The organism is Clostridium formicaceticum (genome assembly GCF_001854185.1).
GTDB lineage: Bacteria > Bacillota > Clostridia > Peptostreptococcales > Natronincolaceae > Andreesenella > Andreesenella formicacetica.
The window spans coordinates 797,376-824,299 of sequence record NZ_CP017603.1; the positions used below are offsets into that span (position 1 = coordinate 797,376).

Here is a 26,924-nt window from a genome sequence, read left to right on the forward strand (position 1 = left end):
TACAAAATCATCTTTTATTCTTCTTCAATTTCTTCTATATCTTCTGGCGTTTCATCCTCTGTGCTTAAAGCAATATTTTTATACCGCTTCATTCCTGTACCAGCAGGGATCAGCTTTCCAATAATTACATTTTCCTTCAAACCTATCAAGTAATCTTCCTTACCTTTGATAGCAGCTTCCGTTAAAACTCTTGTTGTCTCTTGGAAAGATGCCGCTGATAAGAAGGATTCTGTTGCAAGGGAGGCTTTCGTAATACCTAGCAATGTTACTGTATAGGTAGCTTCTTTCTTACCTTCCTCTCTTGCCTTGACATTTACTTCTTTTAAATCAAAAACAGTTTCTAGTGCCCCAGGTAACAAATCAGTATCTCCAGCATCTTCAACTTTTGCTTTACTCAACATCTGTCTTACAATAACTTCAACATGCTTGTCATTGATATCAACCCCCTGTAGTCGGTATACTCTCTGCACTTCTTTGATAATGTAGTTTTCAACACCTTCTACACCTTTAATCTTAAGAATATCATGAGGGTTAACAGATCCTTGAGTAATTTCATCTCCAGCTTCAATGACTTGACCTTGTTTTACTTTGACCCTAGAGCTATAAGGAATTTCATACTTTTTCTCTTCAGCAGCATTTCTTACAACAACTTCACGTTTTTTTCTAGATTCCAGGATTTCAACAGTACCACCAATTTCGCTGATGATGGCTAATCCTTTTGGTTTCCTTGCTTCAAATAATTCCTCTACCCTCGGCAAACCTTGGGTAATGTCAGCACCAGCAACCCCACCAGTATGGAAGGTTCTCATAGTAAGCTGTGTTCCTGGTTCTCCGATGGACTGTGCAGCAATGATACCAACAGCCTCTCCCACTTGAACAGGCTCCCCAGTAGCTAAGTTTCTGCCATAGCAAGTTGCACATACACCATGCTTTGTTTTGCAGTTCAGTGTTGTTCTGATCTTTACCTTCTCTAAACCAGCAGCAATGATTTTTTCTGCATCTTCCTCTAAAATCATATTGTTTTTAGCAACCATTACTTCTCCAGTTTCTGGATGAAGAATATCCTCTAGTGCATGTCTACCTACTAATCTATCATACAGTTCCTCAATCACTTCATTTCCATCTTTAAAAGCAGAAGCTATAATGCCCTCTGTTGTACCACAATCAATTTCTCGAATAATGATATCTTGACTAACATCCACAAGACGTCTTGTTAAATATCCTGAGTCAGCTGTTCTAAGAGCAGTATCTGCTAGTCCTTTTCTGGCTCCATGGGTAGAAATAAAGTACTCTAATACAGACAAGCCTTCACGGAAGTTCGCCTTGATTGGCATTTCCACCGTATGTCCAGAGGCATTTGCCATCAATCCCCTCATACCGCCTAGCTGTCTAATCTGGTTTTTACTACCCCTCGCACCTGAGTGGGCCATAATAAATACATTGTTCAATCGATCTAAACCTGCCATTAAAGCATCTGTAACCTTTTCTGTTGTTTCTGTCCAGGTTTCAATAACTCTTTCGTATCTTTCCTCGTCAGAAATCAACCCTCTTCTGTAGGCTTTTTCATATTTATCTACTTTTTCTTCAGCTTCTGAAATCAATTCTGGCTTTTCTGCTGGCACTTCCATATCTGATACCGCAATGGTGATAGCACCTTTAGTAGAGTATTTAAAGCCAGTTTGTTTTATATAATCCAACATAATAGAAGTAGCTGTATTTCCAAGTTTTCTAAAAGACTTATCAATAACTTTCCCTAAAGCTTTTTTATCACATAAGAAGTCAACTTCTAGAGAATACAAGTCCTTTGTACGATCCACAAAACCTAGATTCTGAGGTATTTTTTCGTTGAAAATAAATCTACCAACAGTACTTTCTACCAGTTTCCCTTTATCATCCTTGTTAAGTTTTACACGAACCTTGACCCTAGCATGAAGATCTACTACACCAGTATCATAGGCCATCAGCATCTCTTCAAAATCTTTAAAGATCATGCCTTCTCCTTTGATACCTGGAACTTCAATCGTTAGATAGTAACTTCCAAGTACCATATCCTGTGTTGGTGTGGTAATTAGCTGCCCATCCTTCGGTGCTAGTATATTGTTAGGAGCTAGCATTAAAAATCTAGCTTCTGCTTGAGCTTCAACCGATAAGGGCACATGTACCGCCATTTGGTCCCCGTCGAAATCCGCATTATAAGCTGTACATACCAGCGGATGTAGCTTAATCGCCTTGCCTTCTACCAAAACCGGCTCAAAGGCCTGAATTCCTAATCTATGAAGGGTAGGAGCTCTATTAAGCAGCACTGGATGTTCCTTGATGACCTCTTCTAGTACATCCCAAACCTCTGGCTTTACCTTTTCCACCATACGCTTAGCACTCTTAATATTGTGGGCATAGTTATTTTCCACAAGCTTTTTCATAACAAAGGGCTTGAATAGCTCTAAAGCCATCTTTTTAGGTAAACCACATTGATAAAACTTTAGTTCAGGTCCAACAACAATAACAGAACGTCCTGAATAGTCTACACGCTTTCCTAAAAGGTTTTGTCTGAAACGTCCCTGTTTTCCCTTTAGCATATCTGAAAGGGATTTTAATGGTCGATTACCAGGTCCTGTTACAGGCTTACCTCTTCTACCATTATCAATTAAAGCATCTACCGCCTCCTGCAGCATCCTCTTTTCGTTTCTCACAATAATGTCTGGTGCACCTAAATCTAATAGTCGCTTTAAACGGTTATTACGATTAATTACTCTTCGGTATAAATCATTTAAATCAGAGGTAGCAAACCTACCACCATCTAGTTGCACCATAGGTCTTAAGTCCGGCGGAATCACCGGTACCGCATCCACAATCATCCACTCTGGTTTATTACCAGATTGTCTGAAAGCTTCCACCACCTCAAGTCTTCTGATGGTTCGAACTCTTTTTTGTCCAGTGCTTTCCTTTAACTTATGTTTTAATTCTTTTGCTAGCTCTTCAAGGTTGATTCTAGCAAGTATTTCTTTAACCGCCTCGGCTCCCATAGCAGCTTTAAAGTTAGAACCATACTTTTCTAACGCCTCACCATATTCTTTTTCAGTTAAAATTTGCTTTTCTGTTAATGGTGTTTCTCCTGGCTCTATAACAATATAGGCAGCAAAGTACAATACCTTTTCTAAAGATCTTGGTGACATATCTAAGAGAAGTCCCATTCTGCTGGGTATACCCTTAAAATACCAAATATGAGATACTGGAGCAGCTAATTCTATATGCCCCATTCTTTCTCTTCTTACTTTAGACTTTGTTACTTCAACGCCACAACGATCACATACAACCCCTTTGTATCTAACGCGCTTGTACTTACCACAGTGGCACTCCCAATCTTTTGTAGGACCAAAAATCTTTTCACAAAACAGTCCTTCTTTTTCCGGCTTTAAAGTTCTGTAGTTAATCGTTTCAGGTTTTTTTACCTCACCTTTAGACCACTGTCTAATTTTTTCTGGAGATGCCAATGAAATTTTAATAGATTCAAAATTATTCAATTCGTACAAGGAGTCTCTCTCCCTTCTCTATAGTTTAATAACTATAATCAGCCTATGATTTTTTTATTAAATTTTTAATCTTCATAATCATCGTATCCATCAAAATCATCTAAAAACTCATCTTTATATCCTGATTTTTGTAGTTCTTCTTCCTCTATAATGTAGTCTTCATCTATATCTATCTCTATATCTTCTTCACTGTCCTGTTCTTCTTCACTGTCCTGTTCTTCCTCATCATTCGCTTGATCTTGCTCTTCACCTTCTTCATCTTCAGGCGAATATGGAAAATCACCGTGTTCCATATTCAGGTCAGCTACATCGTCCTCTATGGACTCTTTAATTTCCACTTCTTGTTCACCTTCCAAGAGTACCTTCACATTCAAACACAAACTTTGTAGTTCTTTTATAAGTACTTTAAAGGATTCTGGCACCCCCGGCTCAGGGATATTCTCTCCTTTAACAATACATTCGTAGGTTTTAACACGTCCTACAACATCATCAGACTTCACTGTCAGGATTTCCTGTAATGTATAGGCAGCGCCATAAGCCTCCAATGCCCAAACCTCCATCTCTCCAAAACGCTGACCGCCAAACTGTGCTTTCCCTCCCAGCGGCTGCTGCGTAACAAGTGAGTAAGGACCAGTACTTCTAGCATGAATCTTATCGTCAACTAAATGATGCAGTTTTAACATATACATATAACCTACTGTAACAGGGTTATCAAAGGGTTCTCCAGTTCTTCCGTCATACAAGGTCAGTTTTCCGCTTCTAGGATAACCCGCCTCTTCCAGTGCGTTCATAATATCTTCTTCATTAGCACCATCGAACACTGGCGTAGCAACCTTCCAGCCTAATGCCTTAGCTGCCAACCCCAAATGAATTTCTAGTACCTGCCCGATATTCATACGAGAAGGTACCCCTAGAGGATTTAATACAATCTCCAAAGGTGTTCCATCCGCCAAGAAAGGCATATCTTCTTGAGGCAATACCCTTGAGATAACCCCTTTGTTTCCATGACGCCCAGCCATTTTGTCTCCAACGTTTATTTTTCTCTTTTTAGCGATGTATACTCTTACTAATTCATTAACCCCTGGAGGCAGTTCATCTCCGTTTTCTCGCGTAAATACTTTGATATCTACAATAATTCCTGATTCACCATGGGGTACCTTTAAAGAAGTGTCCCTTACTTCTCTAGCTTTTTCACCAAATATTGCTCTTAGCAGTCGTTCCTCAGCCGTTAACTCGGTTTCACCCTTCGGTGTTACTTTACCTACTAGAATATCTCCCGACTGCACTTCAGCGCCTATACGAATAATGCCTCTTTCATCTAAATCCTTCAAGGCATCTTCACCTACATTAGGAATATCTCGCGTAATTTCTTCAGGACCTAGCTTAGTATCTCTAGCATCCGCCTCATACTCTTCAATATGAATAGAAGTTAAAGCATCTTCTTCTACCAATTTTTCATTAATTAAAATAGCATCTTCGTAGTTATAACCCTCCCATGTCATAAAACCGATAAGACAATTTCTACCTAATGCTATTTCACCTTGGTCTGTTGACGGTCCATCAGCAATAACATCACCTGCTTTAATCACTTCTCCTTTACTAACGATAGGTCTTTGATTAATACAAGTTCCCTGATTTGATCTTTTAAATTTCAAAAGCTTATATCTGTCCTTTTTCCCATCCTCTGTTTTGATAATAATTTCATTAGCAGAAACCCTATCAACAACCCCACTATTTTTAGCTACTACAACAACACCAGAATCCTTGGCTGCCTTATATTCCATTCCAGTACCAATAATTGGTGCATTGGTGATTAATAGCGGAACAGCTTGCCGTTGCATGTTAGAGCCCATTAAGGCACGGTTGGCATCGTCATTTTCTAAGAAGGGAATCATGGCAGTAGCCACCGAAACCACCTGTTTTGGCGATACATCCATATAATCTACTTCATTATATGGCACAACATCTATTGCACCAAATCGTGTTCTTGTGGTTACTCTTTTATTTACAAAACGTCCTTCTTCATCCAGTGGTTCATTGGCCTGTGCAACAATAAATAGATCCTCTTCATCAGCCGTAAGATACTCTATATCATTGGTGACCACCATTCTCTTTAAGTCTACTTTTCTATAAGGAGCTTCAATAAATCCGTATTCATTTACTCTTGCGTATGTACTTAAAGAGTTAATTAGTCCGATATTGGGTCCTTCAGGCGTTTCAATAGGGCACATTCTACCATAATGAGAGTGATGCACGTCCCTTACCTCGAAACCTGCTCTTTCTCTAGAAAGCCCCCCTGGCCCAAGTGCTGAAAGTCTTCTCTTATGGGTTAATTCCGCCAATGGATTCGTTTGATCCATAAACTGCGATAACTGGGAACTCCCAAAAAACTCCTTTATAGAAGCTGCTACTGGACGGATGTTAATTAAGGCCTGGGGTGTAACAAGCTCTACATCCTGAATTGTCATCCTCTCTTTAACCACTCTTTCCATTCGAGATAAACCAATCCTAAATTGATTTTGCAACAATTCACCTACCGAACGTAGCCTTCTATTGCCCAAGTGGTCAATATCATCGATATTTCCTATATCATGGGCCAAGTTAAATATATAATTAATGGATGCAATAATATCTGAAACGATCACATGTTTCGGTATTAGCTCCCTTTTTTTATCTTTTATAGCTTCCTTAATTTCTTCTTCTGTTTTAAAGGTATCTAATATTTCTTTTAACAACGGATAATATACTTTTTCCTTAATTTTAAGATCATCTATATTAAAGGTAACATGCGTCCTTATGTCAACAAAGTGGTTACCCAACACTTTTACAGCCTTCTGTTCTTCAGAATACACAGTCACTACATTAATTCCAGCATTTTGTATGGCCACAGATGTATCTCGATCAATTTTTTGTCCCTCTTCTACTAAGATTTCACCAGTGATAGGGTTTACCACATTTTCTGCTGCCTTCTTATTCAGAATCCTATTCGCCAAGGATAGCTTTTTATTTAATTTATACCTACCTACCTTTGCTAGATCATACCGCTTTGGATCAAAGAATAAAGAATTTAATAAAGAGGTAGCACTTTCTACAGTAGGCGGCTCTCCCGGTCTCAACTTTTTATAGATTTCTAATAATCCCTCATCAGTATTCTTGGTATTATCTTTTTCTAAAGTAGCAAGAAGACGTTCATCTTCTCCCAACAAATCTTTAATTTGTTGATCGTTTCCGTAACCTAAAGCTCTCAAAAGTACAGTGACAGGTTGTTTACGTGTACGATCTATTCTGACTGAAACAACATCATTTGAGTCCGTCTCATATTCTAACCAAGCTCCCCTATTTGGGATAACAGTAGATGAAAAAAGTGGCTTTCCAGTTTTGTCAAATTCTCTACTGTAATATACGCCAGGAGATCGAACTAGTTGACTGACAATAACCCTTTCAGCCCCATTAATAATAAAGGTTCCCGTATCCGTCATGATAGGAAAATCCCCCATGAATACTTCCTGCTCTTTTACTTCCCCTGTTTCTTTATTGATCAATCTTACTTTTACTTTCAAAGGAGCAGCATAGGTAACATCTCGTTCCTTTGATTCCTCTACATCATACTTAATATTTTCATCTAAAGAATAATCTACAAACTCTAAAATTAGATTACCAGTATAATCTTCTATAGGGGAAATATCATTGAATACTTCTTTTAGTCCTTCATCTAAAAACCATTGGTAGGACTCTTTTTGAAGCTCGATGAGGTTGGGCATGTCGACAACTTCGTCAATTTGTGAATAGCTCATTCTAACTTTCTTACCAACTTCGACAGGATGTGGCATATTAATATTCACTCCTCGTAATAAAGTAAAAACAACACAGCAATAACTTTTTCAGATAAGGCATAGCTTTATTTTAAAAAGTCAAAAAATGCATATATTCCACTTTTGACTTTTTTTAACATTTCACTATATAATACTATTGACATTCGTTTATATTTTTATACAATATTTACAATTAAATACATTGCTGCAATATATAATTTTATCATAGCCTTTTAGGATTTGTCAATATTTATTATACTTTTTTAAAATTAAGGTTGAAGTTAAAATTAAGTTTGTAACTTAACCTTAATTCCAACCTTAAATTCCTTTTTGCGGAGCTGTCTCCTAAAAACTGAAAGATGCATTACCTAGATATCAAAAATATATAAAAAGGTCCTTCGATCGACGAAGTCCCTTTTTATATTTATAGTACTACCTAAGACTACTTAACTTCTACTACTGCACCTGCTTCTTCTAACTTAGCCTTCATAGCTTCAGCTTCTTCTTTAGCTATGCCTTCTTTAAGTGGCTTTGGAGCATTGTCTACTAATTCTTTAGCTTCTTTTAAACCTAAACCTGTAATTTCTCTTACTACTTTGATTACGCCGATTTTAGATGCACCTGCACTAGCTAAAATCACATCAAATTCTGTTTTTTCTTCTTCTGCCGCTGCACCTGCTACTGCGCCACCTACTACTACTGGAGCAGCTGCGGATACACCAAACTTTTCTTCTGCTGCTTTTACTAATTCATTTAACTCTAATACTTTCATATTCTCAATCGCTTCTAAGATCTGTTCGATTGTCATTATAAGCACCTCCGAATTTTTTAATTAATATTTTTGTGTTTTACTATAAATTTACGCTTGTCCTTCAGCTTCTTTTTTATCTGCAATCGCTTGAAGAAGGTAAGCAAGATTAGAAACTGGAGCCTTTAAGCTACCAAGAAGCTTAGCAATAAGCACTTCTCTTGCTGGTACATCAGCAAGCTCTTTCAGTTTGTCTTCATTATAAAAAGCCCCTTCAACAATACCTACTCTTAATTCTAAGTTTTTATGGGTTTTTGCAAACTCATTGGCTATTTTAGCTGGAGCTATAGGATCATCATAACTAAAAGCTACAGCATTTGGTCCTATTAGTTCCTTTACCAGCTCTTCCATGCCAGCATTTTCAGCAGCTCTTCTCATCATGGTATTTTTGTATACCTTGTACTCAACCCCTGCTTCTCTGAACTTTCTTCTTAGCTCTGTAACTTCTTCTACCTTTAAACCTCTATAATCAACTACAACTGCTGCAGTAGATTTTTGAAATTTTTCAGTAATTTCTGCTACAATTTCCTTTTTCGTTTCAACAGCTTTTGACATCCGAATGTCCACCTCCTTTACATTTATGAGCACTGTCTTATCCTGCTAAAAACAAAGACCTCTTGTCTATAGACAAAGAGGTCTTTGTTTTAAAGCTTTATATAACATACAATCATTCGTTGTTGTATATTGGCTTTATTTATACAAAACCTCGGTAGGATATTAAGCAATGCACCTACTGTCTACGGCAAAATATTCGTTTTTAACAGCGTATATAATATTATCAGTATACTAAATTTATGTCAAGTGTTTTATTGAAATTTATTCAACAACTTTGTTAGGACTTATTTTTATACTTGGTCCCATTGTGCTGGTTAGTGCAATACTTTTTAAATATTGTCCTTTTGCAGCCGCAGGCTTTGCCTTAACAATGGCTCCTAATATTGCTCTAAGGTTATCAGATAACTGATCATCTTGGAAAGACACTTTTCCAATTGGCACGTGAATAATGTTGGTTTTATCTAATCTATATTCAACTTTACCAGCTTTAATCTCTTTAACCGCTTTTTCTAAATCGAAAGTAACAGTTCCAGATTTAGGGTTTGGCATTAATCCTTTAGGTCCCAACACCCTACCTAATCTACCTACTACACCCATCATATCAGGAGTAGCAACAACCACATCAAAATCAAACCAGTTTTCACCTTGAATTTTTGCTACTAAGTCATCAGCACCAACATAGTCAGCTCCGGCTTTTTCAGCTTCTGTAGCTTTTTCACCCTTTGCGAACACAAGAACTTTTACTGTCTTACCTGTTCCATGTGGTAACACAACAGCTCCTCTTACTTGCTGATCTGCATGTCTTGAATCTACACCTAATTTTACATGAAGTTCTACAGTTTCATCAAACTTAGCTGTTGCTGTCTTTTTTACAGTCTCAACAGCTTCTTTTAAATCATATAATTTGGTTTTATCAACAAGCTTCATAGCCTCTTGATATTTTTTGCTTCTTTTTGGCATTTTGTAACCTCCTTGTGGTATTATCGGTTTATTCCTCCCACGTTACTGTCCACTAAAATTCAATACGTCTAAGCTTCTACTTCTATACCCATACTTCTAGCTGTTCCAGCAATCATATTCATTGCTGCTTCAACAGTGTTAGCATTTAAGTCAGGCATTTTCAATTCAGCGATTTCTCTTAATTTATCCTTAGAAATCTTCGCTACTTTCTTTTTATTAGGTTCACCTGATGCTGTCTCAATCCCTACTGCTTTTTTAATTAAAACCGCAGCTGGTGGTGTTTTCGTGATGAAAGTAAAAGATCTATCTTGATAAACAGAAATAACAACTGGAATAATTAAGCCAGCTTGTTCAGCTGTTTTAGCGTTGAATTCCTTACAGAATCCCATGATATTTACACCATGTTGTCCTAATGCAGGCCCAACTGGTGGTGCTGGTGTAGCTTTTCCTGCAGGAATTTGTAATTTGATTTGTCCTACAACCTTTTTTGCCATGTTTTCCACCTCCTCATCATTGTGGATCTAATGTTTAAATTGTATTGTTTTCGTACTTTTACAGTGATTCTACCTGTGAAAATTCTAATTCTACAGGCGTCTCTCTGCCAAACATGGATATGAGTACTTTAAATGTTTCTTTTTCCAAGTTAACATGCTCAATTGTACCTATAAAACTTTCAAAAGGACCTGAAATGACTCTTACCGTATCGCCAACCTTCATATCAATTTCTTGACGCACTTCCTCCACACCCATTGACCTTACTTCTGCATCTGTTAGTGGTATAGGTTTAGAACTAGGCCCAACAAACCCAGTAACACCACGGGTGTTTCTCACTATATACCAGGTTTCATCTGTCATAATCATTTTGATCAATACATAACCTGGAAACAGTTTCGTTTCTTTTGTTTTCTTCTTGCCATTTTTTATTTCTACTTTTTCTTCTGTAGGCACCTTGATTTCTAATATAAAGTCCTCCATACCTCTGTTGGCAACCATTTTCTCAATGTTTACTTTTACTTTGTTTTCATAACCTGAATAGGTATGAACGACATACCATCTTATCTCTTGGGACATATATAAGGAGTATCTATCTTTTCTTAGTTATATTCTATAGATAGATTACTCTCCCCTCCTTTTAACTTAATAAGTATTATTTAATAATTAAATTTAATCCAAAACCAAAAAATGTATCTAACGCCCATAGTAAAATTGTTGCCAATAAACATGAAGCTATAACAACACTGGTGTTGTTTTTTAACTCTTCTCCATTAGGCCAGTTTACTTTTTTTAGCTCAGACTTTACACCTCTTAAGTATTTCCCAAGGCTTCCGGCTTTTGTATTGGTGTTTGCTTGAGTAGTCATTTCGACTTCACTTCCTTTTGCCAAGTTTGTTATTTTGTTTCTTTGTGAGCTGTATGGCTTCTACAAAACTTGCAGTACTTTTTCATTTCCATACGATCGGGATTGTTTTTCTTGTTTTTTGTTGTATTGTAGTTTCTTTGCTTGCATTCTGTACATGCTAGTGTGATTTTTACACGCACCGGTTACACCTCCTATAAAGCACAACCCTCAAAGGATTCCATTAATTTATGAGTATATGGCATAGATGTCTTCCATTATCCAGTTGTCACCTAATAAAATCTATCATATTTTTATTTTTATGTCAACGAAAAAATAGGATTTTACCTGACAAATCTAGATGAAAGATTTTGTTTATTTTCATTATGCCCATTTCTACAACGATCTTACATTTTCTATGCAAAGATTCTATGAAAAACGAAGGACTAGACCACCCCTAGTCCTTCAATTTAACCTTGCTAAATATTATTCAATAATAGAAGCAACTACACCAGCACCTACAGTTCTTCCACCTTCACGGATAGCGAATCTTAAACCTTCTTCTGTAGCGATTGGGCTAATTAATTCGATTTCCATTGTAATGTTATCTCCTGGCATTACCATTTCTGTTCCCTCTGGTAATTTGATGCTTCCTGTTACGTCTGTTGTTCTAAAATAAAATTGTGGTCTGTATCCATCAAAGAATGGTGTATGTCTTCCACCTTCTTCTTTCTTTAATACGTATACTTCCGCCTTAAATTTTGTGTGAGGCTTGATTGTACCAGGCTTTGCTAATACTTGTCCTCTTTCGATTTCTGTTCTCTGGATACCTCTTAGTAATACCCCTACGTTGTCTCCTGCTTCTGCTTGATCTAGTAACTTTCTGAACATTTCTACCCCTGTTACTACTAACTTTCTTGATTCTTCTGCTAAACCTACTAATTCTACTTCGTCCTGTACTTTTACTACGCCTCTTTCTACTCTTCCTGTTGCAACTGTTCCTCTACCTGTAATTGAGAATACGTCCTCTACTGGCATTAAGAATGGCTTGTCAATATCTCTTTCTGGTTGTGGAATGTATTCATCGATGATTTCAAACATTTCTACAATCTTTGTTCCCCAATCACTATCTGGATCATTTAATGCTTGTAATGCTGATCCCTTGATTACTGGTGTGTCATCTCCTGGAAATTCATATTCGTTTAATAAGTCTCTGATTTCCATTTCTACTAATTCTAATAATTCTTCATCATCTACCATATCGCATTTGTTCATGAATACTACGATGTATGGTACACCTACCTGTCTTGATAGTAGGATATGCTCTCTTGTTTGTGGCATTGGACCGTCCGCTGCTGATACTACCAGGATCGCTCCGTCCATTTGTGCTGCTCCTGTAATCATGTTTTTTACATAGTCAGCATGGCCTGGGCAGTCTACGTGAGCATAGTGTCTGTTGTTTGTTTCGTACTCAACGTGTGCTGTTGAAATTGTGATTCCTCTTTCTCTTTCTTCTGGTGCTTTATCGATTTGGTCAAAGGCTACTGCTGATCCTGTTCCTAATCTTTTGTTTAATGTCATTGTAATCGCTGCTGTTAATGTTGTTTTACCATGGTCAACGTGTCCTATTGTTCCTATGTTTACATGGGGCTTATTTCTTTCAAATTTTGCTTTTGCCATTTTTTACTCCTCCTCGTTTTTAAATAATTACAGTAGTTGTATGTACACTATCCCTAGTGTTTCTACTGAACTTCGTAGGATAAATTACCTTCGATTTATATTATTTCACTTATTATTTTTACAAAAACTATCCGCTAATCATTTTACTATTTGACAGTGCTCTTGTCAATAAGATTCTATACGCTTGCTAAAATTCACTTTAAGTATATCTTATTTCTAAATATCTTTCTAGCTTTCTTTTTACTCTTTGCAATGCATTGTCGATAGACTTTACATGTCGTTTTAAGTCATAAGCGATTTCTTGGTAAGACCTGCCTTGAAGATACAACATCAACACCCTACACTCTAAGTCGCTTAATATCTCTCCTATTTTCCCTTCAATATGAACCAATTCTTCTTTACAAATCATTAGCTCTTCTGGATCTGTTATCTTATGTCCAGAAATAACATCCAGTAGGGTCCTATCAGATTCTTCATCATAAATAGGTTTGTTTAAGGAAACATAAGAATTTAACGGAATATGTTTTTGTCTAGTAGCAGTTTTAATTGCTGTAATAATCTGCCTTGTAATGCATAACTCTGCAAATGCCTTGAAGGATGAAAGCTTGTCCGGTTTATAGTCTCTAATCGCCTTATAAAGTCCTATCATACCCTCCTGTATAATGTCCTCACGGTCTGCTCCTATCAAAAAGTAAGACCTCGCCTTAGAGCGCACAAAATTTTTGTATTTTTTAATTAACAGCTCTACAGCCTGTCTCTCTCCATTTTTTGCAGCTTCTACGATCGTTTCGTCTAGCAAATCGTTCTCTTCTATAGATTCTTCTCTTTTTGCTACCACAACGCCCACACATATCGCCTCCACACCGTTTTGTAAAAACTCCAAAAACTTTGCTACTATTATAACCTACCATATTATGTTAAGTCAAGAAATTTCATGATCTTCGTCTGAATTTTTCAAGCTTTTCTAAAACTAACGGATCAATTCGATTAGATAGAGAATCTTTTTGTTGTTGCAAAATCTCTGTTTTTCTTTGAATATTATTTTTTATTGCGCTATAGTCAATAATTAGCTCCCTAACGGAAATTCTAGTAGCTCCTCCTCCTAACACCACTTGCTGTTCTGCCCAATCATTCGTTACTACTGCAGCACGATGTCTTTTAGATAGCTGCACAATAAATTTTTCAATATAACTATCAGCAGTTTCTCTTTCCTTTGTAAAAACTACTTTTATTCCTTTTACAGTTTCCGTCTTCTCCATCGTCCCCTTTACCATATGGGCGTCAAAAACAATAACAACATGAACTCCTTTGCAGCTTTGATATTCTGCCATTCTTTCAACCAGCTCTATTCTTGCTTCTTCTAAACTTTCTTCTGCTAGCCTTTTTAATTCAGACCATCCATTGATTACATTGTACCCATCTATGATTAAATACTCCTTCAAAGCTTTTCCTCCATCCTCATGGACCACCGCTATTTGCAGCCATAATTGTTTCTCTGCCTAAACACTTCATACATCAATGTGGCAGCTGCTACAGAGGCGTTTAATGAGGCTACCTTTCCTACCATTGGTATTGTCACTAAAAAGTCACATTTTTCTCTAATAAGCCTAGATATACCCTTTCCTTCACTACCAATAACCAAAGCGATTGCACTGGTAAAGTCTGCATCGAAATGCTGGCTTTCTCCTCCTAAATCTGCCCCCGCTATCCATAACCCTTCCTCCTTAAGCTTATCTATGGTTTGTGCGATATTAGAGACTTTTGCTACAGGTACATACTCAATCGCTCCAGCAGAGGTCTTTGCTACAGTAGCAGTAAGACCTACTGAACGTCTCTTTGGTATAATTATCCCATGCGCCCCTACAGCGTCAGCAGTCCTCATGATGGATCCCAGATTGTGAGGGTCTGTAATTTCATCCAATAGTAAAACAAAAGGTTTCTCGCCTCTAGCTTTTGCTGTTTCTAGTATATCTTCTAAATCACTATATTTATAAGCTGCTGCTATCGCTATGACACCTTGATGGTTATCAGATTCCGATACTTCATTAAGTTTTTGTCGCTCCACATACTGAACTAGAATCCCTCTATCTTTTGCCATTGCTATTATTTTTTGAATAGAGCCTTCTTTCGCACCTTTAGCAACCAGTATTTTATCAATCTCTCTATGAGATTTCAAAGCCTCTATAACAGGATTTCTTCCCTCTACCTGATTATTTGCCACTTCCTTCATCACCTCTTATGCTTATCCTAGTTTTTCCCTTGTTCCTTAGGAATCTTAGTCCCTCTACCACCAGGGCTAGAGGGACTTTTCTTCTCTTTACAAAACCAGCCTACTCACTGATCACATCTGACCAAATTGCTCTCTAACCTCTTTGATTCTCCCACAAGTCATATCCCCTTCTGGACAAACATCATGGAGACAAGCAGGTCCAGCATACTTAAAGATATTAGGCGCTACTGTCTTTACTAATTTCAACATTTCGGTAGCTAAGTCTCTTATTTCTTCCTGCGCCCGGCTACAGCAGCGTTTCTTGAAAAAGTGTAATAATATTCTGGCGTTCATAGTAACAATGATTTTCGTCTCACAAGCATTGGGTAAAACTGCTCGGGCATTCTCTATAGAAAGTTTTTCTAGTCTACTATAATCTCTTTTGAAGTGTTTTTTACAATGTTGAATCACTTCTTGATTCCCCATGATTTTTATCTCCTGTAATAAACCTGCCTTCTCCTCATCTATTGTTTGTTTTTTTCCTTTATAAAATGTCTTGATTTTTTCTGCCAATAGTTCTTCTGTAATTTTGTCATAGGCCTCTTGGGCATTTTCCATCGCCTTAACAAAGACCTTCTTTGCTTCTTCGTTGTCGCTTATATCTTTAGGCATCACATACTCAAAACTACCTTCCGAAACATATCTTTGAGACTTTTGACTATAACTGGCTAATCTATGTCGAACCAGTTGATGCGTCAAACTTCTTGAAACACCTTCTATGCCGAAGGTAAATACAGCATGCTCTAGGGGAGACTCATGTTCCATTTCCGCCAACATCGTTACAAATTTACTTATTTTTTCCTCCGTCAAACCTTCTTCTAATTCCTCAATACCTCCTGGATAATAGCAAAGCTTACCTCCTTTTGCTACAACTGCATCAGGATTTGGTGTATATGCCAATAACTTTAATCTTAGCGTTGTTTTCATTCTTGCAAACCCCCTTGTACATAAATATCCTTTATTGGTATCACGCGAAAAATATACGCCCTTACTTTAGCTCTATATTGTCCTTTTAACTCTTCAGTAAGCCACGCTTTATCTTCCTTATACATAATCTTAGTATTACCTTCTTCACTTTCTTTTAAGACATAGATGACGCTATAGGTAAGTAGGCCCCCCCGCTCCAGTAAACTTGTATTTTGTAACGGAGCCACCTGAAAAGCAAAAAGTTGATATTTTTCTCTATCTCCCTCCAATACCCCTACAGGATCAAACCACAGGGACTTGGCTATCAAAATAGCTAGCAAAAATAACGTTACCATGAACATTGCTTGTCCCCGTTTATTCACAATATCCTCCTCTTTCTAACCTTTATTTCTATTAATGATTTCTACAGATTTTTCCATAATCTCTATCAAACGATCGACGCTTCCCCTATAGAATAAATAGCCTAATAGTGTCTCAAAACCTGTAGCATACTTATAATCTATAAGGTCAGCATTTTTGGGGGTTGAAGCAGATTTTTGATTTCTTCCTTTTTTTACAATCCCCCATTCTTCCTGGGTTAGTTCCTTTTCTAGCTCATGGATGATTTCTGCTTGTGCCTTTGCCTTTACATACCGTATAGCATTTTTATGGAGTTCCTTTACCGCAACACTTCCTTTAAGAATAAGATAATTGCGGATAAAAGCTTCAAATACAGCATCCCCCATATAGGCCAAGGTTAATGGTGCCATCATTTTTACTTCCTTCTCTGTTTTTACTTCCCCACCATTAACCATTTTTTCTAATAAATTCTTCACCATAATGTCTCTCCTATTACTATCATAAAATAATCCATTGCATTTAGCAAACCTTTAGACCCTTTTCCATTTTATACCTTGAGGTGTATCCTCCAAAACAATTCCCATACACTTAAGTTGATCCCTTATTTCGTCTGCTAATTGATAATTTTTTTCCTTTCTTGCCTGTTGACGTTTTGAAATCAATTCCTCTATTTCTTGATCTATGTTTTCCTCTTTCTTTTGTAATAAACCCAGCACGCCTGTCAATTCCATTAGCAGTTCAAATGCAGCTTGAATTAATGTTTTAGAGGTGCTTCCGCTTAAATAACTATTCATGTCCCTTACCATGTCAAAAATAACCGCAATACCATCAGCAGTATTAAAATCATCATCCATTACTTCAACAAACTTTTCTCTATAGCTAAGAAGTTCTTTCTGCAATTGCTCTTCTTCCTGTGTCAAAGTTTTTTCCTCTGTATTCTCCAATAGATGCTGAAGGTTACTTTTAGCATTATATAATCTTTCAAGAGCCGTTTCTGCGGATGTTAATAAATCTCTGCTAAAGTTTAAAGGATTACGATAGTGAGCCGAAAGCATAAAAAATCTTAAACTTTCTAAGTCAAACTCTTCAGCGATCTCTCTAGGCGTAAAAAAGTTATTTAAGGACTTTGACATCTTTTTATTGTCTATATTTAAATAACCTACATGCAACCAGTAATTAGCAAAGGGTGCTCCTGTACAAGCTTCGCTTTGAGCAATTTCATTTTCATGGTGAGGAAAAATCAAGTCACCGCCACCGCCATGAATATCAATTGTTTTTCCTAAATACTTTTGCGCCATAGCAGAACATTCGATATGCCACCCAGGACGTCCTAGTCCCCAAGGACTTTCCCAACTAGGCTCATCTGGTTTTGTCGCCTTCCATAAAGCAAAGTCTAAGGCATTTTTCTTACTTTCATTGACTTCTATACGTGCCCCAGACTGCAGATCCTTCAAACTTTGTTTTGATAGTTTTCCATAATCTCTAAATTTTGATACATCATAATATACGTCCCCTTCAACTTCATAAGCGAATCCTTTTTCTATCAATGCTTGAATAAACGCTATAATTTCCTGTACATTTTCCGTAACCTTTGGATGTATATCTGCTTTTTCAACGCCTAAACTTTCAGCATCCTTAAAATATTCCTGAATGTACTTTTCACTTACTTGTTTAGCAGAAATATTTTCCTCCTGAGCTCTTTTTATGATTTTATCATCGATATCAGTAAAGTTCTGGACAAAGGTCACTTTATAGTCCCTATACTTAAAGTACCTTCTCAAGGCATCAAAGACCATAAAAGTTCTAGCATTCCCTATGTGAAAATAGTTATATACCGTAGGACCACAGGCATACATTTTTATTTCTCCAGGGGTTATTGGGATAAACACTTCCTTTTTTCTTGTTAATGTATTATATAACTTCACTTTTACTTCTCCCTTCCATTTCTCCTATCTTTTTTTCTAGTTCTATAATTCGTCTTTGTAGACAGCTTAATTCTTCTGCAACAGGATCCGGCAATTTACCATGTTCTAGATCTATTTCATTATGAACACTTCGAATTTTTTTATTTTCTTTAATAACAATTTGACCCGGTACACCAACTACTGTACAATCAGAGGGCACTTCTTTTAGTACCACTGAACCTGCGCCTATTTTAGAATTATCTCCTATTTTAAAAGGACCTAGCACCTTAGCACCACAGGAAATAACAACATTGTTACCAATAGTAGGGTGCCTTTTTCCTTTATCTTTTCCCGTTCCTCCCAAAGTAGCTCCCTGATAGATGGTTACATTGTCACCAATTTCTGTAGTTTCACCGATAACCACCCCTGTACCATGATCAATAAACACCTTTCTTCCTATTTTGGCTCCTGGATGGATTTCAATACCCGTAAGGAATCTCGCTATATTCGATATAAATCTAGGCAATATAACAAACCCTCTTTTGAATAATGCGTGGGAAACACGATGAATAATAATAGCATGTAAGCCAGGATAACACAACATTACTTCTAAAACATTTTGAGCCGCCGGATCCCTTTCAAAAATAGCATCAATATCCTCTCTTATTGTTTTAAAAAATCCCTTCATATTCATCTCCCTTTCTTAAATTAATAAAATAAAAAACTTCGTCTGCACAATGACAGAGACGAAGTTTTTCCGCGGTTCCACTCTGGTTGAATGAAAAAGTTCATTCCCCTTTTAGTCTGTAACGGGACCTCCCGATTTACCCTACTCTCCTTCAAGCAATGACTCCCAGGGGCACTTCAATTCACCTATACTTTAGAACCATTTCCAGCCTATGATGATTCCTCTCTAACTAAAGCAGTGTGAACTTACTTCTCCTGTTCAATGTCTTTTTCTATATAAAGTTTTGCTTTACATATTGTATGCGGGACAGGATGTCCTGTTTCCCTAGTACTTGAATCATTAGTGGAAGATCCGGTCCGTGTACCTTACCTGTAAGCGTTGCACGAATCGGCTTGAATAAATTAGGTCCTTTAATGCCTTTTTCTTTTTGAATCTGCTTAAATATTTTTTTGGCAATTTCTTGATTGATCACTTCTTCTTCTTCTATTTTTGCATAAAATATCTCTAATAATTCCTCTATATGCTCCAGCTTTAATATAGCTTCAGCTTCTTCATCTTCAGGTTTAAATTCAGCTTTAAAGAAGACTTCTACCTTTTCAACAATCTCCTTCATGTAATCCAATCCATCCTGAAAAACAGAAACCATATCCTTTAACCAATCATATTTTTCTTCAACTTCTTCTTTAACAATATACCCCGCCTCAATTAAATAAGGAATGGCTAAGTCTGTAATTCTTTCGATAGGACTCTCTTTGATGTAATGGTTATTCATCCAGTTTAGTTTATTTACATCAAACACCCCACCACTTTTAGATACTCGTTCTAGAGAAAAAGCTTCTTCTAGCTCCTTCATCGAAAAAACCTCTCGATTTTCTTCCGGGCTCCATCCTATTAATGCAATGTAATTCACCAAAGCCTCCGGTAGATATCCCTTTTTCATAAAATCTTCTACCGACACATCTCCTTGACGTTTACTTAGCTTTTTCTTTTCTGTATTTAAAATATTAGGCAAATGTACAAATTGTGGCGCCTCCCAACCTAATACTTCATATAGATAAACGTGCTTAGGCGTAGAGGGCAACCATTCCTCTCCTCGAATTACATGCGTAATCTTCATTAAATAATCATCCACTACTACAGCGAAGTGATAGGTGGGAAAACCGTCAGATTTAATCAAAACCTGATCATCCACTTCCTCTGTATTAACCACCACTTTACCTCTAATGACATCGTTAATTTCTATATCCTTATTTGATGGAAGCTTCAAACGAATTACATATTCTTCTCCTGCTTCTATTTTTCTTTGAACTTCTTCTTTTGTCAAGCTTTTACAATGTCCATCATACTTAGCAGTAAGACCTAATGCTTTTTGCTTTTCTCTTACCTCGTCTAATCTTTCTTTAGAGCAAAAACAATAATAGGCATCCCCACTATCTAAAAGAATTTGAATATATTTTTTGTAAATATCTAGGCGTTTTGATTGAACATAGGGCCCATATTCTCCCGTCTCTACTAGGTTCCCCTTCTCTAAGGTAATGCCTTCGTCATGTAAAACACCAGCCCAGTCCATTGACTGTAATAGGTTCTCAATAGCACCTTCCACATAACGACTTTGATCAGTATCTTCAATCCTTAAAATATATTGACCACCGTACTTTTTTGCCAGCAAATAGTTATATAACGCCGTTCTCAAACTACCTATATGAACAAATCCAGTAGGACTTGGAGCAAATCTCACCCTTACCGACATAATCTATTAACCTCCTATTTTCCCGTCTATACTCATTTATTATAAACTATTATCTACAACGTATCAAGCCAGTTTTCTTCAACTTGAAAATATGCCCAATATGGATTCTACTATACTCCTTAGCATTTCAATGATTCTTTGCAGAAAAGACTGCACTTGCTGATTCTCTCTAGAAATATCCCTTAACTGTCGACCTATGCCATGCAGTTGTTGACGAATTACTTCTGTATTAAGGTTTAGCCTTGTGATTCCTTCCATTAATTTGGTAATCTCTTCTATTTGCCCCTCTGTCAGACGGATATTTAGTTGTCCTGCAATTTCTATGACAACTCTTTTTATTTCCTCTGGCTCTCGAATTCTTTTTTCAACAATAACTTCTTTTATTTCTCTAATCAGTGTACTTGCCTCATCCTTACCTATTTTTTCTCCTAACTCAGCAGTTTTAATCATTTCTTCATTGGCAACTTGCTTTTGCTCTTCACTAATGGCTTCTCCCGTAATCTCTTCAAAACCTTTAAGTATCCCCGTTAAAGCTGCTGTACCCGATACTTCAAAAGGAGATGCTGCTACCACTTTTGCGTTTGTTACACCAGCAGTCACCAAAGCATTCATAATCATCTCTTCTGTAACCCATGTAATATTGTAGGTTTCTACCGAAATACCTTCTCCTTGTTGAAGATCCTCAATATAAGCTGAAGAAATAGCTCGGGTTCCGATTTGTCTTTCCGTAGCAAGACCCTCTAGATATGTCCTTTCTTCCTGATTTGTGACAACTAAAATTTTTATACTTCCTTCCTCTACCCCAAACAATTCTAGCATTTGTTTCCGCTGCTGCTGATTCAAGTCATTCCCTAACGTAACAACAACCTGCTGACTCCCATAGCTAATCAATGTAGTTAACAATAAACAAAACACAATCATACTAATGCGTTTTTTCTTCTTCATACTTTATCCCTCCAACAACCTCATGTTTCTATATTTTACCACGTCATAATATAAATATACGGAATTGCTTCATGTTCAAGTTCAGATTCATGTTAAACAATAAAGTCCCCTGATCCAGGGGACTTTATTCATTAGTAAGCTTTTGCAAAATAAGCCATTACTTTTGCTTCTTTACCACAGAAAGGACAGGTTTCTCCTAACTTTTCTTGTTCGAAAGGAATGCACCGAACAGTAGCACCCGTTTCTGTCTTAATCCTATCCTCACATTCTCTCTCTTCACACCACATAGCCTTTACAAAACCAGGCCCTTTTTGCATAATTTCCTTCATTTCATCAAAGTTTTTAATATAATAAGTTTTTTCATCTCTCATATTTTTTGCCTTAAGCAGTAAATTATTGTGGACATCCTTTAGTAAACACTGCACCTTCTCCTTCAAATCCCTCAATGCCACGACTTCTTTTTCTAGAGTATCTCTCCTAAATAAAACAACCTGCTGATTTTCAATATCCTTTGGTCCTATCTCAATGCGGATGGGTACCCCTTTCATTTCCCATTCGTTAAACTTCCAACCCGGGGAATAGTTTTCCCTATCATCCACCTCTACTCTAATATCATCCTTTAACTGTGCAAAGATTTCATCTACTTTTTCGATAACACCACCTTTATGGGCAGCAATAGGTACAATCACCACCTGGACAGGTGCAATTCCCGGCGGCAGCACTAAGCCACGATTATCTCCATGCACCATAATAATACCTCCAATGAGGCGGGTAGATACTCCCCAAGAAGTATGATATGGATGCTTTAACTCGCCATCTCTATCTAAATAATTAATATCAAAAGCAGTTGTGAAGTGTTGCGCTAGATTATGAGAAGTTCCAGCCTGCAGCGCTTTACCATCGTGCATTAAAGCCTCCATGGTATAAGTAGCATGCGCTCCTGCAAATTTTTCTTTTTCACTTTTTCTTCCCACTACTACCGGCATAGCCAAAAGTTCCTCTGCTGTCTCTTTATAAATGCTTAGCATTTGCAGTGTTTCTTCTTGTGCTTCTTCATAGGTTTCATGTAACGTGTGTCCTTCTTGCCACAAAAATTCAGAGGTTCTTAAAAAAGGTCGTGTGCTTTTTTCCCATCGGACTACACTACACCATTGGTTGTATAGAAAAGGTAGATCTCTATAGGATTTTAACCACTTCGAATACATTTCACAGATAATCGTCTCAGAAGTAGGACGAACACAAAGCCTCTCTCCTAATTCCTCTTGTCCTCCATGCGTCACCCAAGCTACCTCAGGTGCAAACCCTTCCACGTGTTCCGCTTCCTTTTTCAACAGGCTTTCTGGAATCAGTAGTGGAAAATAGCAGTTTTTGTGTCCAGTTTCTTTAAAACGGTGATCCATGTATTTTTGGATGTTTTCCCAAATCGCATAACCATAGGGCTTGATTACCATAAATCCTTTTACAGGTGAATAATCTACTAAATCTGTCTTTAAAATAACATCTGTATACCATTGCGCAAAGTCTACTTCCATCGGTGTAATCTCGGCAACAAATTGTTTGTCTTTTTTGCCCATCTTTCATTCTCCTTTCTCTTATTTGCTAAAAATACATCAAAAAAGCCTCTCATCTCTATATTTAGAGACGAGAGACTTACTTTTCCCGCGGTACCACTCTAGTTAACCTATAAGGTTCTCTTGATGACTTTAACGGTGTCCACCGGTATAACCTACTTATTCTTCAGCCAACAGCTCAAGGGCGGGTTCAAAAAACATTACTCTAAAACCTTACAGCCTAGGGTTTATTCTCTGGAAAAGTTTTGTTTTTTTACTATTCCCCATCATAGCATAGGAATATTCTTTTTTTATAGCATATAGCATTATATTGTTTATGTCAACGCCTTATGAAATATTTTGCAAAAAGGAAATCATTGAAATTCATCATAACATACTTATCTATCCTCTTCCTTATTATAAAAATTCACTTTATAACAATGCTAGCAATAGCTTGAGCAGCAATCCCCTCTCCTCTTCCTTCAAACCCTAATCCTTCTGTTGTAGTGGCTTTGATATTTACCTGATGTACAGAAATATCCAAAGCAGTAGCAATATTTTCCTTCATCGTTTCAATATAATGGGCCATTTTAGGTCTTTCCGCAATAATCGTAGCATCTATGTTATTTACAACATACCCTTTTAATAATAGCATTTTTCCCACTTCTCCCAATAGCCTTAGGCTATCGGCCCCCTTATACCTTTCATCCGTATCCGGAAAGTGTTTTCCAATATCCCCCAATCCTGCTGCTCCTAGCAAGGCATCCTTGACGGCATGTAGTAATACATCTGCATCAGAATGTCCCAACAAGCCTTTTTCATAAGGAATTGTCACTCCACCTAGTATGAGTTTTCTGTTTTCTACTAACCTATGTACATCATACCCCAAACCTATGCGCATATTATTTCTCCCTTCTTAGTATGCTCTCTGCTACAAGCAAATCTTCTGGTGTAGTAATTTTTATATTTTCATAACTTCCTTGAACAACCGCTACAGCATGACCATACCTTTCTAATGCCATAGCATCATCTGTCACAAAAACTCCTTCTGTCATGATATTATCATAAGCACTTTTAAGTAGGCGATATTGAAAAGCCTGTGGTGTCTGTACTCCCCACAACTGACTTCTATCAGGAGTATCTACCACTTCCATTTTATCATTGATGATTTTAATTGTATCCTTCACAGGCATGCCTGTAATAGCCGCCCCCATATTCTTAGCTACATCGATGGTCTTTTGAATCAGTTTTTTCTCCAAAAACGGTCTCGCACCGTCATGTATCAGTACAATTTCACACAGATCTTTTATAGCCAATAAACCCGCATAGACAGAATCCTGTCTTTCTTTACCTCCAGAGATGACCTGAATAACTTTCTTAAAGCCGTATTTTTTTATAATATTTTCTGTAGTAAAATTAATTTCATTCTCCCCTACCACCAAAAGAATTTCGTCTATATATTCGCTCTCTTCAAACACCGTTAATGTGTGAGCAATAATAGGTTTCTTTTTCAGTAAAATATACTGTTTATTAAACCCCTGCCCCATTCTTTTACCTTTTCCCGCCGCTACAATAATAGCGATGTTTTTTCCCTTTTGTCCCAATAAAACCACGTCCTCCTTATAATTTGAAAAGCCTCAAAGCAGTAAGATGGTCAAGGGATCCCTCCGTTGGAGGAATCCCTTGATAATAAAAGTAGGACTTAATTCAGGGGAGAGTTATTACTCCCCCCTGAATTATATCCGAGTTTACTTCGAAGATGTAGCGCTTACTCTCTCACTTGCGGAAGTGAGGGTTTAGCAATACATCGAAGGATAAAACTTTATTTTGCATTAAGCAGACTTATCTGCCATAGACTTTGGTTTTGCAAAAATCATCCTACCGGCAGCCGTCTGAAGCACACTGGTAACTAACACATCAATATTTTGACCAATATACTTTTTACCACTTTCCACTACAATCATGGTTCCATCATCTAAATAGGCTAGTCCTTGCCCGGACTCTTTTCCATCTTTAATTACCTGAACAAACATCTCTTCACCGGGTAAAACTACTGGCTTTACAGCATTAGCTAATTCATTAATATTCAATACTGGCACCCCTTGAAATTCCGCTACTTTATTTAAATTGTAATCATTCGTTACAACCTTACCATCTAAGAATTGTGCCAGCTTCAACAGTTTTGTATCTACTTCAGGGATATCGTCAAAAGTTTTATCATTGATCTTGACTTCTATATCTAGCTCTTTTTGGATTTTATTTAATATATCCAATCCCCTTCTGCCTCTATTTCTTTTAATCGTTACAGAAGAATCTGCAATATGGCGAAGTTCCTCCAGAATAAATTCTGGTATCACCAAAGGACCTTCAATAAATCCTGTTTTACATATATCTGCAATCCTGCCATCAATGATTACACTCGTATCTAGTATCTTAGGGCATCCTTTATGCTCTTTTTTATTACCTTTTTCCTTTGCAACATTTTTCTTAAACATCGCTTGCAAGTTTGGCAATTCTTCTATTTTCTTTGTAGCTATATTTACGCCTAGGTAAGCCATGAAAATATACACAATTGTGGAAACAATTGTTCCTACAAAAGGAATAGGAATGTTATACGTTAACTGACTTATTAAATACGCAATAATTAAACCTATAATAAGTCCCACAGACCCTAAAGCAATGTTTGTAATAGGTACGTTAGCCAATTCATTCTCAATCCAGCTAGCAATATCTCTTCCTTTGTTAATTAGCCACGGAGCTAAAAGAAACAGAAATCCTCCTCCGATAAGCGAAGATATAATGATTCCAATGCCATAAGTTAAAAAATTATCTCTTGTAACCGTTATGATGTTATTGGTAATAAAAATATAGATTAATAGTCCAGATAGTGCCCCTAAAGCGGACAAAATGCCTCTTACAATTCTATTAATCATTCGGTCACCTCCTTATTCCTTCATTATTCCCTTTTTTTATACTTTTAATATCTATCCATAGAAAAATACTTAAATTTTAGCAAAATATTTACTCTATTAATCGTCTTTTATCTATTTTATCAAAAGGTATAATAAAAGGAAAGAAAGAACAATGCAAAGTTTTCTTGACAAAAGCAAGAAAACTTATTTTACTACTTTATCAATTAGTTGAACCACTTCTGCCTCCTCCATATCGGCAGCAAGAATAAGCTCACTCAGTAATATTTGTCTTGCATTATTCAATATTTTTCTCTCGCCAGTGGACAGCGCTTTCTCTCTATCTCTCAACATCAAATTTCTTACTACCTCTGCTACTTCATAAATATCTCCACTTTTTATTCTATCCATATTCGCTCTATATCTTCTGTTCCAATTTTGAGGCATTTTTGTAACATCTGATGCCAACACAGCCATCACCTGCTCTACTTCTTTCAAGTTTATGACTGGTCGAATACCTATATCCTCTACATTGTCTAACGGAATCATCACCTTCATATTATTCAAAGGCATCCTCATTATATAATACTTCCTAGACTTCCCTAAAATTTCTCTTTCTTCAATAGCTTCAATAATTCCAGCACCGTGGATAGGATAAGCAATTTTATCACCAATATTGAACATATTCTTCCCCCCTACAGAACTGCTTGTTTTTTTGTTAATTACAGTATACATTATCAGGAGTCAATTGTCAAATAAAAATATTATTTTATCACAAGCATTAATAATTGTCAACAAAATTTTCCTTTACCTTTTCAAGATTTTTTTTGAAATTTCCTCCAATTGACAAATTATATTGAATAAAAGTATAATTAAATCATGTGGGGGCAAACGTTTTTTTAACTATGTGAGATTTTTGAAGGATATTCTAGCTGATGCACCTTCATTCAATAAAAAGATAA

The 26,924-nt window shown here is 36.8% G+C and carries 25 protein-coding genes and 3 other annotated features; all 25 genes read right to left on the minus strand.

Translation table 11 applies throughout. From position 1 onward, the window contains the following. Positions 1-14: 14 nt before the first annotated feature. The 25 genes from rpoC to BJL90_RS03975 all read right to left on the minus strand — a co-directional run bounded on the left by rpoC (position 15) and on the right by BJL90_RS03975 (position 26,646). Entirely contained in the window at positions 15-3,530 is a 3,516-nt protein-coding gene (gene rpoC / locus BJL90_RS03855; RefSeq protein ID WP_070964319.1) for a DNA-directed RNA polymerase subunit beta', read from the minus strand. A gap of 65 nt (positions 3,531-3,595) precedes the next feature. Continuing rightward, on the minus strand, positions 3,596-7,360 hold the full coding sequence (rpoB, locus tag BJL90_RS03860; RefSeq protein WP_070964321.1) for a DNA-directed RNA polymerase subunit beta: 3,765 nt from the start codon (positions 7,358-7,360) through the stop codon (positions 3,596-3,598). A 424-nt stretch (positions 7,361-7,784) separates the two neighbouring features. Then, the gene (gene rplL, locus BJL90_RS03865; protein ID WP_070964324.1) at positions 7,785-8,150 is read right to left on the minus strand and encodes a 50S ribosomal protein L7/L12; all 366 of its coding nucleotides are present in this window, start codon (positions 8,148-8,150) and stop codon (positions 7,785-7,787) included. 51 nt (positions 8,151-8,201) lie between these two features. Further along, complete coding sequence (gene rplJ, locus BJL90_RS03870) at positions 8,202-8,705, minus strand: 50S ribosomal protein L10 (RefSeq protein WP_070964327.1); 504 nt, start codon at positions 8,703-8,705, stop codon at positions 8,202-8,204. A 41-nt stretch (positions 8,706-8,746) separates the two neighbouring features. Continuing rightward, positions 8,747-8,911, minus strand: a sequence feature (ribosomal protein L10 leader region). Between the two features lie 55 nt (positions 8,912-8,966). Continuing rightward, the gene (rplA, locus tag BJL90_RS03875; RefSeq protein ID WP_070964329.1) at positions 8,967-9,665 is read right to left on the minus strand and encodes a 50S ribosomal protein L1; all 699 of its coding nucleotides are present in this window, start codon (positions 9,663-9,665) and stop codon (positions 8,967-8,969) included. 68 nt (positions 9,666-9,733) lie between these two features. After that, positions 9,734-10,159, minus strand: coding sequence for a 50S ribosomal protein L11 (gene rplK, locus BJL90_RS03880; RefSeq protein WP_044826538.1), 426 nt, complete (start codon positions 10,157-10,159; stop codon positions 9,734-9,736). 58 nt (positions 10,160-10,217) lie between these two features. Further along, positions 10,218-10,736 carry a transcription termination/antitermination protein NusG gene (gene nusG, locus BJL90_RS03885; RefSeq protein WP_070964330.1) on the minus strand — a complete coding sequence of 173 codons (519 nt, stop codon included), beginning with the start codon at positions 10,734-10,736 and terminating at the stop codon, positions 10,218-10,220. Between the two features lie 76 nt (positions 10,737-10,812). Beyond that, the gene (gene secE / locus BJL90_RS03890) at positions 10,813-11,025 is read right to left on the minus strand and encodes a preprotein translocase subunit SecE (RefSeq protein ID WP_070964332.1); all 213 of its coding nucleotides are present in this window, start codon (positions 11,023-11,025) and stop codon (positions 10,813-10,815) included. 29 nt (positions 11,026-11,054) lie between these two features. Beyond that, positions 11,055-11,204: a 50S ribosomal protein L33 gene (rpmG, locus tag BJL90_RS03895; protein WP_070964336.1), complete on the minus strand. Its 150-nt coding sequence runs from the start codon at positions 11,202-11,204 to the stop codon at positions 11,055-11,057. A 283-nt stretch (positions 11,205-11,487) separates the two neighbouring features. Next, positions 11,488-12,681, minus strand: coding sequence for an elongation factor Tu (tuf, locus tag BJL90_RS03900; protein ID WP_070964306.1), 1,194 nt, complete (start codon positions 12,679-12,681; stop codon positions 11,488-11,490). A 199-nt stretch (positions 12,682-12,880) separates the two neighbouring features. After that, positions 12,881-13,519, minus strand: coding sequence for an RNA polymerase sporulation sigma factor SigH (gene sigH, locus BJL90_RS03905; RefSeq protein WP_156778883.1), 639 nt, complete (start codon positions 13,517-13,519; stop codon positions 12,881-12,883). Between the two features lie 94 nt (positions 13,520-13,613). Further along, complete coding sequence (locus BJL90_RS03910) at positions 13,614-14,123, minus strand: NYN domain-containing protein (RefSeq protein WP_070964341.1); 510 nt, start codon at positions 14,121-14,123, stop codon at positions 13,614-13,616. Positions 14,124-14,152: 29 nt separating this feature from the next. Next, the gene (gene rlmB / locus BJL90_RS03915; RefSeq protein WP_070964343.1) at positions 14,153-14,911 is read right to left on the minus strand and encodes a 23S rRNA (guanosine(2251)-2'-O)-methyltransferase RlmB; all 759 of its coding nucleotides are present in this window, start codon (positions 14,909-14,911) and stop codon (positions 14,153-14,155) included. Between the two features lie 111 nt (positions 14,912-15,022). Then, positions 15,023-15,877, minus strand: a complete 855-nt coding sequence (thyX, locus tag BJL90_RS03920; protein ID WP_070964345.1) for an FAD-dependent thymidylate synthase — start codon at positions 15,875-15,877, stop codon at positions 15,023-15,025. Then, positions 15,874-16,239: a hypothetical protein gene (locus tag BJL90_RS03925; RefSeq protein ID WP_070964348.1), complete on the minus strand. Its 366-nt coding sequence runs from the start codon at positions 16,237-16,239 to the stop codon at positions 15,874-15,876. The genes thyX and BJL90_RS03925 overlap by 4 nt, the downstream gene beginning before the upstream one ends. 15 nt (positions 16,240-16,254) lie before the next feature. Beyond that, positions 16,255-16,695, minus strand: coding sequence for a Mini-ribonuclease 3 (locus BJL90_RS03930; protein ID WP_070964350.1), 441 nt, complete (start codon positions 16,693-16,695; stop codon positions 16,255-16,257). A gap of 51 nt (positions 16,696-16,746) precedes the next feature. Then, positions 16,747-18,141 (minus strand): cysteine--tRNA ligase, encoded by a 1,395-nt coding sequence (gene cysS / locus BJL90_RS03935; RefSeq protein WP_070964354.1) that lies wholly within the window; start codon positions 18,139-18,141, stop codon positions 16,747-16,749. Then, a complete protein-coding gene (gene cysE / locus BJL90_RS03940; protein WP_070964357.1) occupies positions 18,128-18,808 on the minus strand; it encodes a serine O-acetyltransferase in 681 nt (226 codons plus the stop codon). The genes cysS and cysE overlap by 14 nt, the downstream gene beginning before the upstream one ends. A gap of 51 nt (positions 18,809-18,859) precedes the next feature. After that, positions 18,860-19,079 (minus strand) — a binding site (T-box leader). Further along, positions 19,080-20,558 carry a glutamate--tRNA ligase gene (gene gltX / locus BJL90_RS03945; protein WP_070964360.1) on the minus strand — a complete coding sequence of 493 codons (1,479 nt, stop codon included), beginning with the start codon at positions 20,556-20,558 and terminating at the stop codon, positions 19,080-19,082. A 78-nt stretch (positions 20,559-20,636) separates the two neighbouring features. Beyond that, positions 20,637-21,503, minus strand: coding sequence for a DUF1002 domain-containing protein (locus BJL90_RS03950; protein WP_070964363.1), 867 nt, complete (start codon positions 21,501-21,503; stop codon positions 20,637-20,639). A 131-nt stretch (positions 21,504-21,634) separates the two neighbouring features. Beyond that, a complete protein-coding gene (gene proS, locus BJL90_RS03955; protein ID WP_070964366.1) occupies positions 21,635-23,077 on the minus strand; it encodes a proline--tRNA ligase in 1,443 nt (480 codons plus the stop codon). A gap of 60 nt (positions 23,078-23,137) precedes the next feature. After that, positions 23,138-23,353: a binding site (T-box leader), on the minus strand. A 127-nt stretch (positions 23,354-23,480) separates the two neighbouring features. Then, positions 23,481-23,954, minus strand: a complete 474-nt coding sequence (ispF, locus tag BJL90_RS03960) for a 2-C-methyl-D-erythritol 2,4-cyclodiphosphate synthase (protein WP_070964368.1) — start codon at positions 23,952-23,954, stop codon at positions 23,481-23,483. Position 23,955: 1 nt separating this feature from the next. Next, the gene (gene ispD / locus BJL90_RS03965) at positions 23,956-24,666 is read right to left on the minus strand and encodes a 2-C-methyl-D-erythritol 4-phosphate cytidylyltransferase (protein WP_472235142.1); all 711 of its coding nucleotides are present in this window, start codon (positions 24,664-24,666) and stop codon (positions 23,956-23,958) included. A 219-nt stretch (positions 24,667-24,885) separates the two neighbouring features. Beyond that, positions 24,886-25,986 (minus strand): PIN/TRAM domain-containing protein, encoded by a 1,101-nt coding sequence (locus BJL90_RS03970; protein ID WP_070964371.1) that lies wholly within the window; start codon positions 25,984-25,986, stop codon positions 24,886-24,888. 183 nt (positions 25,987-26,169) lie between these two features. After that, positions 26,170-26,646 (minus strand): CarD family transcriptional regulator, encoded by a 477-nt coding sequence (locus tag BJL90_RS03975; RefSeq protein ID WP_070964374.1) that lies wholly within the window; start codon positions 26,644-26,646, stop codon positions 26,170-26,172. Positions 26,647-26,924: the final 278 nt, after the last annotated feature.